At 69.4% G+C, this 13938-nt stretch carries 14 protein-coding genes and 1 tRNA gene; 10 read left to right on the top strand and 5 right to left on the bottom strand.

Annotated features, from left to right (window positions below):
• Nucleotides 1-3: 3 nt before the first annotated feature.
• Genes HUA75_RS36305 through HUA75_RS36290 form a run of 4 tightly spaced genes read left to right on the top strand, consistent with a single transcriptional unit; the run spans nucleotide 4 to nucleotide 3895 of the window.
• Nucleotides 4-789 (top strand): hypothetical protein, encoded by a 786-nt coding sequence (locus tag HUA75_RS36305; protein ID WP_174488999.1) that lies wholly within the window; start codon nucleotides 4-6, stop codon nucleotides 787-789.
• A 21-nt stretch (nucleotides 790-810) separates the two neighbouring features.
• A complete protein-coding gene (locus HUA75_RS36300) occupies nucleotides 811-1677 on the top strand; it encodes a serine/threonine-protein kinase (RefSeq protein ID WP_174488998.1) in 867 nt (288 codons plus the stop codon).
• A complete protein-coding gene (locus HUA75_RS36295) occupies nucleotides 1677-2882 on the top strand; it encodes a hypothetical protein (protein WP_174488997.1) in 1206 nt (401 codons plus the stop codon). Before HUA75_RS36300 ends, HUA75_RS36295 begins: the two co-directional genes overlap by 1 nt.
• A gap of 17 nt (nucleotides 2883-2899) precedes the next feature.
• Complete coding sequence (locus HUA75_RS36290) at nucleotides 2900-3895, top strand: hypothetical protein (RefSeq protein WP_174488996.1); 996 nt, start codon at nucleotides 2900-2902, stop codon at nucleotides 3893-3895.
• A gap of 367 nt (nucleotides 3896-4262) precedes the next feature.
• Here HUA75_RS36290 and HUA75_RS36285 read toward each other — a convergent pair.
• Nucleotides 4263-4338: transfer RNA gene (locus HUA75_RS36285), tRNA-Asn, on the bottom strand.
• A 193-nt stretch (nucleotides 4339-4531) separates the two neighbouring features.
• On the opposite strand from HUA75_RS36285, the gene HUA75_RS36280 reads away from it, so the two are divergent.
• From HUA75_RS36280 to HUA75_RS36255, 6 genes are all read left to right on the top strand, one after another.
• A complete protein-coding gene (locus tag HUA75_RS36280) occupies nucleotides 4532-5674 on the top strand; it encodes an RsmB/NOP family class I SAM-dependent RNA methyltransferase (protein ID WP_371746269.1) in 1143 nt (380 codons plus the stop codon).
• A gap of 110 nt (nucleotides 5675-5784) precedes the next feature.
• A complete protein-coding gene (locus HUA75_RS36275; protein WP_174488995.1) occupies nucleotides 5785-6684 on the top strand; it encodes an LD-carboxypeptidase in 900 nt (299 codons plus the stop codon).
• On the top strand, nucleotides 6681-7871 hold the full coding sequence (locus tag HUA75_RS36270) for a serine hydrolase (RefSeq protein ID WP_174488994.1): 1191 nt from the start codon (nucleotides 6681-6683) through the stop codon (nucleotides 7869-7871). Before HUA75_RS36275 ends, HUA75_RS36270 begins: the two co-directional genes overlap by 4 nt.
• The gene (gene mpl / locus HUA75_RS36265; RefSeq protein WP_174488993.1) at nucleotides 7864-9336 is read left to right on the top strand and encodes a UDP-N-acetylmuramate:L-alanyl-gamma-D-glutamyl-meso-diaminopimelate ligase; all 1473 of its coding nucleotides are present in this window, start codon (nucleotides 7864-7866) and stop codon (nucleotides 9334-9336) included. Before HUA75_RS36270 ends, mpl begins: the two co-directional genes overlap by 8 nt.
• A gap of 1 nt (nucleotide 9337) precedes the next feature.
• A complete protein-coding gene (locus tag HUA75_RS36260; RefSeq protein ID WP_174488992.1) occupies nucleotides 9338-9898 on the top strand; it encodes a TlpA disulfide reductase family protein in 561 nt (186 codons plus the stop codon).
• A gap of 17 nt (nucleotides 9899-9915) precedes the next feature.
• Entirely contained in the window at nucleotides 9916-10743 is an 828-nt protein-coding gene (locus HUA75_RS36255; RefSeq protein ID WP_174464203.1) for an inositol monophosphatase family protein, read from the top strand.
• Here the strand turns inward: HUA75_RS36255 and HUA75_RS36250 are convergent.
• From HUA75_RS36250 to HUA75_RS36235, 4 genes are all read right to left on the bottom strand, one after another.
• A complete protein-coding gene (locus tag HUA75_RS36250) occupies nucleotides 10740-11354 on the bottom strand; it encodes a polysaccharide biosynthesis/export family protein (protein WP_141649229.1) in 615 nt (204 codons plus the stop codon). The two genes, HUA75_RS36255 and HUA75_RS36250, sit on opposite strands and share 4 nt — an antisense overlap.
• Before the next feature lie 49 nt (nucleotides 11355-11403).
• Nucleotides 11404-12666, bottom strand: a complete 1263-nt coding sequence (locus HUA75_RS36245) for a hypothetical protein (RefSeq protein ID WP_174488991.1) — start codon at nucleotides 12664-12666, stop codon at nucleotides 11404-11406.
• Nucleotides 12667-12816: 150 nt separating this feature from the next.
• A complete protein-coding gene (locus HUA75_RS36240; RefSeq protein WP_174488990.1) occupies nucleotides 12817-13377 on the bottom strand; it encodes a hypothetical protein in 561 nt (186 codons plus the stop codon).
• 87 nt (nucleotides 13378-13464) lie between these two features.
• The gene (locus HUA75_RS36235; RefSeq protein WP_174458516.1) at nucleotides 13465-13911 is read right to left on the bottom strand and encodes a cyclic nucleotide-binding domain-containing protein; all 447 of its coding nucleotides are present in this window, start codon (nucleotides 13909-13911) and stop codon (nucleotides 13465-13467) included.
• Nucleotides 13912-13938: the final 27 nt, after the last annotated feature.

Here is a 13938-nt window from a genome sequence, read left to right as displayed (position 1 = left end):
AGCGTGTTCGACCCGCCGCGAAGCGGAGGCCGTCGTGCGTTCACGTGTGCCTCGTGGGCGGACTTTCTCGTCGACTCGTCACATGACCACACTTCGACCGAAGGGGGGCTCGGGCTGCGCTTCCGTGGCCCGGTTGCGGGTCCCGAGCAGGCGCTCGTCGAGACCTTCCTCAACACTGCGACGATCCGTCTTCTGCCGGGCCGCAGCCTGACGGTGTTCGCCGAGCCCGCGATGGATACGGGGTTCCCGGACGTCGTCGCGGTGGTCTGGCGCAGGGAACTAGCTCGCGGCTGGATCAGCGAGCGTGAGCGCCTTCGCGCGATGGATCTCCGGCTCCTCCATCTGCTCGCGACCCAGGGGGCGATGGAGTTGTCGTTCCTTCACAAGGTTTTCCAGCGAGGCCTCAACGCGATGCTCACGCGGCTCGAGGAGGCCGGTGTCGTGACGGTCGGCAAGGAGAAGTGTCGGGCCCGGAGCACGTCGAGCATCTTCGCCGTGGAGCGCATCATCGCCATTGAGGCGAAGGTCTCCGCGACGCAACGTGCGCTCGAACAGGCGTGCGCGAACACGTGGTTCAGCTCGGAGTCTCACGCGCTTTTTCCTCGATCACGCACCGGCGAGCGTCTCATGAGCGTGGCGTCATCCCTCGGCATCGGGCTGCTCGGCTTCGAGAATGATCGCGTCGCGAAGGTCTGCGAAGCATCCGTCCGCGCGGTGCCGCTCTCTTATGGTTCTTGGCTTTTCAACGAGTGGACCTGGCGCGTTGCCCGGAACACGGGTGGGATCTGATGGAAGAAGAAGGAGTTGCACGTGGACATTCAGTGGATCGCCGCCCAGTTCCCGCAGCTCTCCGGCCTTCAACCGCTCGCACAGGGCGGCCAGAAGGTCGTCTTCGCCGCGCAGCACGCGAGCGACGGCGACGTCGTACTGAAGCTTCTGCTTCGCGCCTCGGATGAGCAGCGTCTCGAGCGCGAGGTGCTCGCGGGGCAACTCGTCGAATGCGAACGCGTTCCGCGTGTGTTCGAGACGGGTGAGCTCCAAACGCAGCTGGGAAGCTGCATCTGGCTTCGTGAACAGCGTGTCCTGGGAACGACGCTTCGAACTCGCTTGGTCCGATCGGGGGCACTGGACTTCACGGGCGTCGTTCGTCTTGGCGTGCAGTTGCTGACTACGCTCGCTCACGCCGAGGCGAAGCGCATCGTTCATCGCGACATCAAGCCCGAGAACATGATGATCGACACGAGCGGCAACTTCTGGCTGCTCGACTTTGGGCTCGCACGACACCTCGACCTGGAGTCGCTGACCGCGACGAAGATGCCGTGGGGGATGGGTACCCTTGGCTACTCGCCGCCGGAGCAGTTGCGGAACCGGAAGCGCGAGATCGACGGCAGGACCGACCTCTTCGCGGCCGGCGTTCTCCTGTACGAGTGCGCAACGGGCATGCACCCCTTCCGAGATGGGGCTGGTAGTGACCTTGAGATCTTCCGCAGGGTCGAGCAGCAGGCGTTGCCGAGGTTGCAGCTCGCGGACGATCAGGGCGGGGCGCTCGCCGATCTCGTCTCGGCGCTCGTGCAGAAGTTCCCGACGCAGCGCCCGCGAACGGTTGCCGACGCGCTGACGTGGATGCGCGAGATTGACTCTGTCCATGCCGGTGCGGCCGGCGGAAGGACCGTGTGATGGACCTGCACCTTCAATTTGGCCACGGGATGATGGAGCATTCGCGCCACCTCGTACGCTCGTGGGGCGGTGGAACCGTCATCCTGAGCCCACGCGACCTCAAGCGTGAGCAGCTCGTGAAGCTCTCCGATGAGATCCGCGCTCTGCCAGGGGGCCAGGTGCTCGTCGATCCGCAGTTCTACGTGCCGCGGAGCGACCACCACCGGCTCACGTCGCACGACTACTGGCCCGACAGCTACCAGACCAACGGCTTCTTTAGCGGCACGGGCATGCAGACGCTCCTGAGTACGGTGCTGCAACTCAATCAGGATCTCGGCTGCGCGGCGTTCATCCTCCCGGGGCTGATGGCGGATGCCATCGACGACATCTGGCTCGAGACGCTCCGCACCATCGCCGAGCATGCCGGCACCCTGAACGCCGGGATGCCGCTCTACACGACGGTCGCTCTCAGCTCGGACAGCGTGAAGAACACGGCGGGCATCCAAGAGGTGCTCGCTGAGTTCGAGACCCTCGACGTCGAGGGGGTGTACCTGCTCTTCGAGCATCCCAACGGCGACTACATCGTCCAAGACCCTGTCTGGCTTGCGAACGCGCTCGAGCTGGCCGCCGGCCTTCGCCTGCTCGGCAAGAAGGTTCTCGTTGGTTACGCGAACCACGTGCTCCTCTGCCTCGGAGCCGCGTCGGTCAACGCGATTGCCTCCGGCACATGGATGAACGTGCGCGCGTTCTCACGGGAGCGGTTCCTCGCGGCAGACGAAGAGGACATCAAGCGCAAGGCGGTCTGGTACTACGATCCGGCAAGCCTGTCGGAGTACAAGCCGGCTTTCCTCGACATGGCGCAGCAACGGGGCGTCCTCACGTCGATGGCTCCACAGCCTGCCATGGGCAGCACCTACGCGGCGGCGCTGTTCTCCGGCGTTCAGCCCAGCTCCGTCGGCTTTGGCGAGCAGGAGGCATTCCGGCACTACCTCCAGTGCATGCTCCAGCAAGTGCGTGGCGTGCGCGCGGCGACCTTCGACGCCACCGTGGCGAACCTTCAGCAGACGCTGAACGCCGCCGAGCGGCAGGCGAGGTTGCTGGCTCAGAACGGCGTGCTGCCCCAGCTCCGTGGGTTCTCCGACGCGCTTGATCCGGTGCGCTCAGCTCTCGCGTCGCTCGAAGCCATGCGCGGCGCGATGCTGCGGAGGGCGTGGCCGACGCTGTGATTGACGAGGATGGGCCGATGCGCGTCCCCAAGGAGATCAAGGAGACCGTCCGCTGGTACTTCGACGAGGGGCGCGTCGAAGGCCTGCCCTTCTACTGCGACCCGGCCCGCATCGGCACCTTCGCGGTCGAACCCGACGAACTCGCGGCTGGCACCGACGCCGCCATCTTCCGCCTCTTCGTCACGCTCTCGATGTACCAGGCGCTGCGCGACGTCGTGATCATGCGGCAGCAGCGCTCGACAACGGGCAGGTCGATGCGCGTCGTCGCCGACGTCGCGACAGTGAAGCGCTCGATCGTCCGGCACGCCTGCCCGACACTGGGCTCCGTCGAGGCCTTCGAGGACGGCTGCGACGTCGTGAAGGACGGCGACGACATCGACTGCGGCACGTGCCCTGGCGCATCCTGCCACGTGAAGGACGCGACGCGCGTCTTCAACCGCATGGGCGACATGGGCAAGCTGCCGACCTCGGCGTGGCTCCGGTTGTGGCAGGACGGTGGGATGCAGGCGATGCTCGAAGACATCTGCCGTGAGGAGCCGTCGCCAACGAAGCGCGCCGAGCTTTTCGTGGGGCGTTTCGCGGCCGTGCATCGCGTTGGCCGCAAGCTCGCGACGATGTTCGTGAGCGCGCTCTCGACGCCCGCGCTCGCTCCGGGGCTCACTCCCTGGTTCCCGGACATCGACGGCAACGATCTGGTGGTCGTCGACACGAACGTCGCGCGGGCCGTCGATGCTCTCCGAGCGCCCGGTGCGGCGAAGACCTACGACGCGCGCGAGCTGTGGGTGCGCGAGCAGGCCGCCCGCATCGACCTCCGGGCGTTCCAGCCAGACCTGCCGGCGTACTCGCCGAGGCTAGTGCAGGAAGCGCTCTATGCGTTCTGTTCGAAGTCGAACCGCGTAGCGCGAGGGGACGCCTGCGCCGGACGCGGCGCCCCCTGCGCTGCGTGCGCGCCCACGTTGTGCCCGTTCGCGCTGTCCGGCGAGAGCCGAGCCGAAGGAGCGGCCCGTGCGTGACGGCGCGCCAGGCGCCAACGTGGGCGCCCGCGCGGGACAGCGCCCCGTTGGTCAACAGTCCCACCTCGCGCGGGACAGTTGATCGCCCGGTCACGGTCCCGGAAACCGAGGGTCGGCTGTTAACCGCGTCTCGGCTTCTCTCTCCCCACGGGACCGAGATGAGAGCGCGAACGCCGTCCTGCGCGCGCTCGACGCGCTCGTCTTCACGCTCGCGGCGCTCTCAGCGCGATCGCCATCCCGGCGCACGCCACGCTCGCGAACGCGCAAACCCTCGGGAATCAGGGGAGAAAAGGCAACGGCCCCGGAGATCGCTCCCTGGGGCCGCTGTTTACTGATGCCTCTCGCGATGTTCACGAGGACGAAGAAATGGCTCCCCGACGAGGACTCGAACCTCGGACCTAGTGATTAACAGTCACCCGCTCTACCGGCTGAGCTATCGGGGAATATGTCCTCGCTGTGGTAACGGCGCCGCAGCGATGACGCGCTTTCTAGAGAACGGAGCCCCCTCTGTCAACTGTCCCGTTTGATCCGCTCTCCCGGCTCCAGGGTCCACCCTGGTCCGCCCTCGATGGGCTCGCCTCCGTTTCATCCGAGGCCATCTCCCTCGTGCTCGCCGGCTCCCCCGCTGAGCGCGTCGTGGATCGCACCCTCCGTGCTCATCGCTCCCTCTCCCGCGACCAGCGCCAGGTCCTCAAGGAAGCCATCTTCAACGTCGGTCTCTGGCGCCGCCGCCTCGCCTTCCTACTCGACCAGGACGACCCTCCACCCCCGCTCCTCCTCTTCGCCTTCCTCCATGGCCTCGCCCACGTCCCTGCTCCCGAGGCCGCCTCGCTCGCCGGGGTAGGGGAGGGCGTCCCCACCCTGAACCCCTCGCCGCCCCCCTCGCTCGCCCTCCGCTACTCCCTCCCGGACTGGCTCGCCGACCACTTCTCCCGCGAACTCGGCCCCGACGCCGACGCCTTCTGCGCCCACCTCAACGTCCCCGGGCCCATCACCCTCCGGGTCAATCCACTCCGCTCCTCCCGTGAGGAACTCGCCGAGCGCCTCCGCTCCGAGGGCGTCTCCACCCGCCCGGGTCCCTGGAGCCCGCTCGCCCTCCACATCGATGGGCCCCGACCCAACCTCTACGCGCTGCCCTCCCTCCAGGAGGGCCGCTTCGAGGTCCAGGACGAGGGCAGCCAGCTCCTCGGCCTCCTCTTGGAGGCCCTCCCCGGTGAAACCGTGGTCGACCTGTGCGCGGGCGCCGGGGGCAAGACGCTCCAGCTCGGTGCCGCCATGCGCGACTCCGGCCGCCTCTTCGCCCATGACCCGGACCCGGAGAGGCTCGACCGACTCCTCCAGCGCTCCTCCCGCGCCGGCCTCACCCGCGTCCAGGTCCTCCGCACCCCTCCCACCCCGGGCCTCGGCGCCGACCGCGTCCTCGTGGACGCTCCCTGCTCGGAGCTGGGCTCCCTCCGCCGCGGCCCCGACCAGCGCTTCCGCATCACCCCCGACGCCCTTGCCCACTTCCCACCGCTCCAGCTCGACATCCTCCAGCGCGGCGCGGACCTGGTGCGCCCGGGCGGACGGCTCGTCTACGCCACCTGCACCGTGAACCGCGCCGAGAACGAGGACGTCGTCTCCGCCTTCCTCGCGGCACGGCCCGACTACCGCCTCCTCCGTCCCGGCGTGGGGTGGCTCTCCGACGCCTGCCTTCGCGACGGCTTCCTCTTCGTCGCCCCCCACAGTCACGGCACCGACGCGTTCTTCGCGGCCGTCCTGGAGCGCTCGGCCGGGTAGGGGAGGGGGCTTCGAGCGACCGCAGTGTCCGTGTTCCGACGTCCGGGAGTACTCAACGCTCCCGGCTCGAATCCGGATGCCCGCCGTCCCCCCGGTGCTATGAAGCGCCCGTGCGTTGGCTCAAGCCCCTCCCGCTCCGCCCCCGCGACACCGTCCACGTCGTCGCTCCCTCCGGGCCCTTCGACCGCCCCCTCTTCGACGTCGGCCTCGCCGTCATCGCCGAGCGCTACTCCCCGGTCCTCCGCCCCGACCTCGGCTCCGCCTGGCGCTACCTCGCCGGTGACGACTCGCGCCGCGCCGAAGAGCTCTCCCACGCCCTCCTCGACTCCTCCGCTCGCGCCATCTTCTGCGCCCGCGGTGGCTACGGCAGCGCCCGGCTCCTCCCCAAGCTCCCCCTCGCCGACGCCGCGCCGAGCCTCTTCACCGGCTTCTCCGACCTCACCTCCGTCCACGCCGCCCTCCAGGTCCTCGGCCGCGTCTCCATCCACGGGCCCGTCCTCACCCAGCTCGGCAAGCAGCCTCCCGAGGTCCGCGACTACTTCTTCCGCCTCCTCGAGTCCCCCGAGGCCCCGCCCCCGCTGACCGGCACCGCCACCTACGTCCCCGGCACCGCCGAGGGCCACCTGGTCGGCGGCAACCTCTCCGTCTTCGCCACCCTCCTGGGCACCCCGTACCTGCCGCCGCTCGACGGCGCCGTGCTCCTCCTCGAGGACGTCACCGAGCGCCCCTACCGCCTCGACCGCATGTGGACCCAGCTTCGCCTCGCCGGTGTCTTCTCCCGCGTGCGCGGCATCGTCCTCGGCGACTTCACCGCCTGCGAGGAGCGGGGCACCGACTACACCAGCGGCGACGTCCTCCGAGACCTCGCGCGTGAATCGGGTGTCCCCTGCGCGGCGGGCTTCCCCATCGGCCACGGTGCCCTCAACTACCCCGTGGCTCTCGGCACGCATGTCCGCCTGGACGCGGACTCGGCCCGGCTCACATTCCTCGAAGGAGCCGTGCGCGCATGAGCGCCCCTCCTGAACAACACCCCATCGCCGTCCTCCAGACACTGCTCGACGAGGCCGTGGGCATCGGCGTCTTCCCCGCCGCCCAGGCCGTCGTCCTCCACCGGGGCGTCCAGGTCTTCGGCGGCGTCGCGGGAAAAGTCTCTGGCGACACGCGCTTCGACCTCGCCTCGCTCACCAAGGTCATCAGCACCACCGCCCTGTTCCTCCGCCTGTGGACCGAAGGCAAGGTGGGGCCCGATACCCTCGTGTCCCGCTACTTCCCTGGCTCGCCCGTCGGCGACGCGGGCGCCACCGTCGCGGACCTGCTCTACCACCGCTCCGGCCTGCCTCCCTTCGTCCCGTTCTTCGCCCAGGCCCTCACCGCCCACCCCGAGCTGCTCGACGCCACCTGTCCCTCCGCCACGCGCTCCCGCGTCCGCGACGAGGTCCTCCAGGCCGCCGCCTCCACGCCGCTCGCCGCCGCGCCTCGCACGCGCACCGCGTACAGCGACGTGGGCTTCATCCTCCTCGGCGAGATTCTCTCCCGCTCCGCCAACGCCCCACTCGACACGCTCTTCTCCCGCCACGTCGCCGAGCCGCTCGGCCTCTCCGCCCGCTTCCACCGCCTCACCGACTTCCCCGTCGACACCATGCCCGCGCCCACCGGCGCCACGCGCCCCCGCGAGCCCGCGCCCGGTCAGGAGACGCTGTGGAAGGACGTGCCCACCCAGCCCACGCGCCCCGGCGAAGTCGATGACGACAACGCCTGGGTGATGGATGGTGTCGCCGGACACGCGGGCCTGTTCGGCACCGCCGTGGACGTTGCCCGCTTCGGTCAGGCCGTGCTCGACGGTTGCGCGGGGACCAGCCCAGTGATTGCGCCGGCCCCGCTCTGGCACCGGGCGCTCGCCACGGATGCGCTCGTGCCGGGCAGCACGCGCTCCATGGGCTTCGACTCACCGTCCCAGGTCGGCTCCAGCGCGGGCCGCTTCGTGGGCGACTCACCTCCGGGCGCCGTCGGGCACCTGGGCTTCACCGGAACGAGTCTCTGGGTGGACCTGCGTCGCTCGCTGGTGGTGGCGCTCGTCACCAACCGCGTGGCGCTCGGCCGCCAGGAGCTGCGCATCCGCGACTTCCGACCCGTCTTCCATGACTTCGTCGTGGAGGCGCTCGGCCTCACCGCCATCTCGCAGGGAACGCATGGCTGACGACAACGGTAACGTCCTCGACACCCTCGAGCCCGGCAGCGTCCGCCGCGTCCACCTGGTGGGCGTGGCTGGCACCGGCATGGGCTCCTTCGCTGGAATGCTCAAGGCCGCCGGCTACGAGGTCACCGGCAGCGACGAGAATGTCTACCCACCCATGAGCGACATGCTCAAGGCGTGGGGCATCCCCGCCGCCTCGCCCTACCGTCCGGAGAACCTGGACGACGCGAAGCCGGACCTCGTCATCATCGGCAACGTCATCCGCCGCGTGAATCCCGAGGCCACCGCCGTCCGCGAGCGCGGCCTCAAGCAGATGAGCTTCCCCGCCGCCCTGGGCTCGCTCTTCCTCGCCCGCTCTCACTCCGTCGTCGTCGCCGGCACCCACGGCAAGACGACGACGTCCTCCATGATGGCCCACGTCCTCGTCGAGGCCGGCAAGGACCCGTCCTTCCTCGTGGGCGGCGTCACCCAGAACTACGCGGGCAACTACCGCGTCGGCAAAGGGCCGCACTTCGTCGTCGAGGGCGACGAGTACGACACCGCCTACTGGGACAAGGGCTCCAAGTTCCTCCACTACCGGCCGCGCACCGCCATCCTCACCAGCGTGGAGTTCGACCACGCGGACATCTTCCGCGACTTGCCCCACTACGAGGCGACGTTCGAGAAGTTCGTCCGGCTCATCCCCGCCGACGGGCAGCTCGTCGTCTGCGCCGCGTACCCCAACGCCGTGAAGCTCGCGCGCGAGGGGTGCCAGGGCCGCGTCGTCACCTACGTCGCGAAGGAGGGCGCGGAAGCGGATTACGTCCCTCGCGAGGTCTCCTTCGGTGCCAACGGCGCGCGCTTCCAGGTCGTGGAGCGGGGCACGGTGCTCGGCACGGTGGAGCTGCCCATGGGCGGCCTGCACAACGTGGAGAACGCGCTGAGCGTCATCGCCGCCGCGCGCGGGTTGGGCCTGTCCTTCGACGAAATCGCCAGGGGCCTGTCCACATTCCGGGGCGTGAAGCGGCGGCAGGAGCCTCGCGGCGAGCCGAATGGAATCCTCGTGGTGGACGACTTCGCGCACCATCCGACGGCCGTGCGGGAGACCATCGACGCCATCCACCACCGCTACCCCGAGCGTCGGCTGTGGGCCATCTTCGAGCCCCGCTCCAACACCAGCCGCCGCAACATCCACCAGGAGGACTACGCCCACGCTTTCACCGGCGCGGCCCGCGCCAGCCTCAAGGTGCCCGAGCGGCATGACAAGGTGCCCGTCGGCGAGGAGCTCGACGTGCGCAAGCTGGTGGCGGACCTCCAGGCCCAGGGAATCGCGGCCGAGGGCTCCACCGACGTGCAGGCCATGGTGGACCTGGTGGCGCGCGAGTCCCGCCCCGGTGATGTGCTGCTCGTGATGAGCAACGGCGCCTTCGGTGGGTTCATCGAGAAGCTGCTCGTGGCCTTGAAGGCCCGCTCAGGGGAGACTGCCTGACATGCGCCTCCCGCTCACCGTCCTCCTGGGTGTCCTGTCCGTCACGGGCTGTGCTCGCAGCAGCACGATGCCGCCCCTCACGCCCGCCGTGCCCGGGGGCCTTGAGGAGCAGGGCACGCAGGTCTCCGCCACGCAGCCGCTCGTCTTCCAGGTGAAGCGTTACCCCGGTGGCGAGCTGTATGACCTCGTGAGTGACAGGGGCAGCGTGGTGCTGGTCGACGTGTGGGCCACCTGGTGCGAGCCCTGTCGGGACGCGCTGCCCTTCTACGAGAACCTCGTGCGCGAGTACGGCGCCAAGGGCCTCAAGGTCTACGCGCTCAACGTGGACGAGGACGCGCGCGCGATTGAGCCGTTCCTGAAGGAAGTGAAGGTGGGCCTGCCCGTCCTCGTTGACGAGAACGCCCGCGTGGCCGAGCGCACGCTGAAGGTGCGCGGCATGCCCACGACGTACTTCATCGACAAGCGCGGCGTGGTGCGCCACGTCCACGAGGGCTTCAACGAGGAGTTCCTCACCAAGTACCAGTCGGAAATCGAAGCGCTGCTGGCCGAGCCCGCGCCGTAGCCCGCCCAGGAGACGTCATGGCTGACACCGCCCCGGAGACTCCCGCCGAGCTGCGCCGCACCGCGGAGGAGGGGGCTCGGCTCGCGGGCCGCATCCTCGCCGACCGTTTCCCGGGCGAGCGCATCATCGAGCTCAAGGGTGGCATCGACCTGGTGACGGACGCGGACCGCGCGTCGGAGGAGGCGCTGCTCGCCTTCCTGCGTGAGCGCCACCCCACCCACGCCATCCTCGCGGAGGAGAGCGGTGCGACGGCGGGCACGGATGGCCTGCGCTGGCTGGTGGATCCGCTCGATGGCACCACCAACTACGCCCACCGCGTGCCGCACTTCTGCGTCAGCGTCGCCGTGGAGGGCCCTGGCGGCGTGCTGGCCGGCGCCGTGTATGACCCGATGCTGGATGAGCTGTTCTCCGCCGCGCGAGGGGAGGGCGCCACGCTCAATGGCCGCCCGCTGCGCGCCAGCACCGTGGACAGGCTGGACAGGGCGCTGTTGTGCACGGGCTTTCCCTACGACGTCCGCGAGAAGCCGGAGGGGCCGGTGGGCCTCTTCACCCGCTTCGTCCTGCGCGCTCAGGGCATGCGTCGCACGGGCAGCGCGGCCATGGACCTGGCCTATGTGGCCGCGGGTCGCTTCGATGGCTTCTTCGAGTTCGGCCTCAAGCCCTGGGATATCGCCGCGGGCTCGCTGCTCGTGGAGGAGGCCGGAGGCGTCATCCGCCATGTCACGGGCGCACCGTTCAGCGTGATGCGCGGTGACGTCATCGCCTCCGCGCCCGCGCTGGCTCCGGTGCTGCTCTCCGAGGCCCGGCACTTCATCGACGAGCTGGGCTGGACACCGCGCCCCTAGAAGAAGCTCTCCGGCACGAAGACGATGTCGCCGGGCTGGAGCATGAAGTTCTTCTCGCGCCCCACGCCGATGTCCTCGACGGGCACTCGAATCTTCCGCTCCAGGCCGTCCACCACGCGCGTCACCAGCGTGTTGTTCTTCGCCGCCAGCTTGGTGAAGCCGCCCGCGAGGGTAATCGCCTGGACGATGGACATCTCTCCATCCACCGGGAAGGTGCCGGGCTTCTGCACTTCGCCGAAGACGAAGACCTTGTGCGAGTTGTACTCGCGGATCAGCACCGACACCTGCGGCCGGCGCACGTAGCGCGCAAGGCACTCGCGCAGCGTGTCCGCCGCGGTGCTGGGGGTCGTCCCGCGCAACGGCACCTTGCCGCACAGCGGGTAGTCGATGGTGCCCTCGGGCGACAGGCGCCACGTCCCGGAGTGCTCGGGCTCCTGGAAGACGCGCACCTCCACCACGTCCCCGGGCCCCAGCGTGCCGCCGCCGGAGCGGGCCTCACCCGCCTCGGCCGCTGGCGTGGGCGTGGGGGGCGGAGGACGCGGCGCCGAGCCGAAGCACGCGGACAGCGCTCCCGACAGGAGCAGGGCGAGACAGAGGCGGAGCGTTCTCATCCGGGAGGAGACCTCGTGGGCGGGGAAGCTTCCCCGGCGCTGCGGGGGCTCAGTACGTCACCGAGAGGCGAGCATACCCCTCGTGGCGCGTGTAGTTCAGGCCGCCGCCATCCACGGAGGATGAGCGGTTGCTCAGCATGTAGCCCGCGGCGCCGGTGAGCCACGGACGGAACTGGTACTCGGGCCCCGCGTCCACCGTCACCACCGTGTCGCCACGGTTGCCGGAGAAGCTCAGGAAGTCGACCATGCCCATCGCGTGCAAGGTCAGCTTGCCGCCCAGCAACGCGCGCGCCTCGGCGGAGACCCGGTCGTCCCGGAACATGCCGTAGGCCGCCACCGGCTCCAGCATGCGCAGGTAGCCGCCCTTGAACGTCAGCGTGGGGCTGAACAGGTACGTGCCGTCCAACTGGCCGAGCACCGTCCCGCCGCCCGCCTCCCCGAAGTTCTGCCCCCAGCCCACCTTCGCCGTCACCGCGACCTTGGGCGACACGAGGCCCGCCACGCCGATCAACGCGCGCAAAAGCGTGGCGTTGGGGCCCCCGTCGTTGAAGTAGCGGCGCACGTCCACGCCGGTGTCGAGCACCAGCGCCGTCTTCGGCAGGAAGCGCCAGCGGCTCTCCAGGCCCAGGTGCAGGTTGCCGTAGTTGAAGCGGTCCGCGCCGACGGGGTCGCACACGCCTTCGCCGCAGTCCGCCGGCGCCGAAGCGCCCAGCGGCTCGAAGAACTCCACCGCGTAGGCCACGCCCGGAGTCACCTCCACCGCGCCACCACCCGGCCGCCACGGAGCCTTCACCTTGGCCTCGTTGTAGAGGCTGAGGATGCCCGCGCCGATGGCCGCCGTGCGCGTCCGGTCCGAGCGCGTGAACTGGTCCGACAGCTCCAGCGACAGCGGCGCCTCCGGGTTGATGCGCGCCAGCAGGTCCGCGGCGCCCTCCATGTGCGAGGCCGCGTTCGAGCCCTGCGTCATCAGGCCCGTGAAGAGCACGTAGTCCAGGTTGGCGTTGAGGTTGAACGCCAGCCGGGGAGAGGGGATGTCCAGCCGGAAGCCCGGCCGGAAGTGCATCGCCAGCTCACCCGACAGGTCCGGCGACACGCCACCGGGGAACTCCTGGCCCTCGCGGCCGAAGTAGCCCACGCCGCTGTCCAGCCGCGTCTCCAACTCGAAGTACGGATGTAGCCGGCCGTTGCCGACCTTGAAGCCGTTGCCACCCGTGGCCGGCGCGGAGATGCCGTCCTGAGCCATGGCCACGGTGACAGGCGCCATCAGCGCCAGCCCGCAGACCGTGCCCCAGAATGTCCCTCTCAGCGTCATGGCTCGCAGTGGCTTCCCAGGGAGAGGGCGTACTCACTCCCACCTTTCATGCGGACGGCCTGGGGCGTCATAGCACGCGCGATTTCAGGGGCCGAAGAATTGTTCGACACGGGACTTGGACTCGCCCGGAGGGCCGGAGGGCGCACGGGACTAGTTGATGGGGCTCGCGGGAGGCGGGCGCACGAGGATGTCGTCGGGAGGAGGCGGGCGCGTGGGGTCGCCGCCGGGCAGGTTCTCCGGCTCCTCCACCTCGATAAAGAGGTTCTCGTCGGTGCGGAAGGCGAGCTGACCGATGCACTCCTCGGCCTCCGAGCGCAGCTGGCCGACCTTCTGCCGGGCGATCATCACCTTGGTGTATTCGTGCTCGCTGGTGGAGACCTCGCGCCGGGTGAGGGACTCCTGGAGCGACACGTCCGCCTGCTCGGAGATGCGCAACAGGCCCTTGATTTGCGTGAGCTTCTCGTTGGCGCAGTTGAGCTTCACCACGTCCTTGGTGCGGCGCGCTTCTTCCACCTTGCCGAGCACCTGGCGAAGCACGTCTCGCATGACACTCAAGGCCTGGGTGCTGCGCTCCAGCTTCTGCGAGTCAGGCACTTCACTCGCCTTCTCCAGCGCGGTGGTGGCGGCGGGTGACCGGGGCGAGGGCACCGGTCCCTGCGCGACGGCCACGCCCGTGGCGACGATCACAGCGACCATTCCGACAGTGCGCATACGCCTCTCGGCTCTCCCGGCCCTTCCCATTGCAACAAAGCGTAGAAGGCGGGGGGTGGGGTGTCAACGCGACGAACCCCCAGTTATTCAGTGGTTACTGGAGAGGCGGGCATTGGCCTCACGCAGTCGAGCAGCCAGGCTTCGGGCGATATTGACGACGACGAAGGTGAAGCCGTCGGCGTACTCGTTGCGGAAGGCGCGCAAGTCCCCTGCGGTGAGCTGGAGCAGGTGGGCCTGCGTTCGCGCGCGCACGGTGGCGGAGCGGTAGTCCTTGTCGATGAGGCCCATCTCCCCGAAGAACTCGGGAGGTGACAGCACGGCCAGGGTGCGCGGCAACCCATCCGTGCCGTTCCGGGCCACTTCCACCTGGCCTTCGACGACGAGGAAGAGGCTGTCGCCCAAATCCCCTTCATGGAAGATGACCTCGCCGGGGACGCAGTGGCGCGTCCGGGCCAGCTCCGCCAGACGGTCCAGCTCCACGGGAGAGAGCATCTCGAACAGCGGTGAGGCGGCGATGACGGCCAGCTTCTCCATGGTCCCCTCGGAGCCCGCGCTGGGTAC

Source organism: Myxococcus sp. CA040A (assembly GCF_013336725.1).
Taxonomy (GTDB): domain Bacteria; phylum Myxococcota; class Myxococcia; order Myxococcales; family Myxococcaceae; genus Myxococcus; species Myxococcus llanfairpwllgwyngyllgogerychwyrndrobwllllantysiliogogogochensis.
Note: the sequence above shows the minus strand (reverse complement) of the source record. Positions and strands in the feature narration are given on the sequence as shown.

Coding starts and splice junctions, on each gene's coding strand:
- HUA75_RS36295 (WP_174488997.1), top strand. CDS start 1,677: ATGGACCTGCACCTTCAATTTGGCCACGGGATGATGGAGCATTCGCGC.
- HUA75_RS36290 (WP_174488996.1), top strand. CDS start 2,900: ATGCGCGTCCCCAAGGAGATCAAGGAGACCGTCCGCTGGTACTTCGAC.
- HUA75_RS36270 (WP_174488994.1), top strand. CDS start 6,681: ATGAGCGCCCCTCCTGAACAACACCCCATCGCCGTCCTCCAGACACTG.
- mpl (WP_174488993.1), top strand. CDS start 7,864: ATGGCTGACGACAACGGTAACGTCCTCGACACCCTCGAGCCCGGCAGC.
- HUA75_RS36260 (WP_174488992.1), top strand. CDS start 9,338: ATGCGCCTCCCGCTCACCGTCCTCCTGGGTGTCCTGTCCGTCACGGGC.
- HUA75_RS36255 (WP_174464203.1), top strand. CDS start 9,916: ATGGCTGACACCGCCCCGGAGACTCCCGCCGAGCTGCGCCGCACCGCG.
- HUA75_RS36250 (WP_141649229.1), bottom strand. CDS start 11,354: ATGAGAACGCTCCGCCTCTGTCTCGCCCTGCTCCTGTCGGGAGCGCTG.
- HUA75_RS36245 (WP_174488991.1), bottom strand. CDS start 12,666: ATGACGCTGAGAGGGACATTCTGGGGCACGGTCTGCGGGCTGGCGCTG.
- HUA75_RS36240 (WP_174488990.1), bottom strand. CDS start 13,377: ATGCGCACTGTCGGAATGGTCGCTGTGATCGTCGCCACGGGCGTGGCC.
- HUA75_RS36235 (WP_174458516.1), bottom strand. CDS start 13,911: ATGGAGAAGCTGGCCGTCATCGCCGCCTCACCGCTGTTCGAGATGCTC.